Source organism: Pseudoalteromonas piscicida (assembly GCF_002744175.1).
Classification (GTDB): Bacteria; Pseudomonadota; Gammaproteobacteria; order Enterobacterales; family Alteromonadaceae; genus Pseudoalteromonas; species Pseudoalteromonas piscicida_B.
The window spans coordinates 1-403 of record NZ_NKHF01000113.1; the positions used below are offsets into that span (position 1 = coordinate 1).

Annotated in this window: 1 protein-coding gene; it reads left to right on the plus strand. The window is 52.9% G+C overall.

Annotated features, from left to right (window positions below):
* Positions 1–403 (plus strand): AMP-binding protein (locus tag CEX98_RS21925; RefSeq protein ID WP_143484371.1); only part of this gene is annotated, 403 nt, incomplete at both ends.

Consider the following 403-nt stretch of genomic DNA (forward strand, 5'->3'; position numbering starts at 1 on the left):
TAGAGCAACACGCCGCTAACACGCCAGAGCAGACCGCCTTGTTAACCAGCAGTGGTGAAGCACTCTCTTATGCTGAAGTGAACGGTAAAGCCAATGCCCTTGCACAGCAAATCATTGCTCAGCATCCCAAAGCCCAAGCTGGCCTATTGCCTGCCGATACCCCTATCGCCCTCTACTTTTCTCGCAGTAGTGAGATGCTCGTTGCTATCTTGGCCGTGCTCAAAGCCGGTGGTGCCTATGTGCCCGTTTCACCAGATTACCCCGAAGCTCGGGTTGAGTTTATTTTAACTGACACCAACACCGACTTAGTGCTAACGCAGGAAAGCCACTTGCCATCACTTAACCCAGTGCTTGGAAAAGCCACTGCGCTCAGTGTCAATACCCATGCACTGGCGGTGGAGCA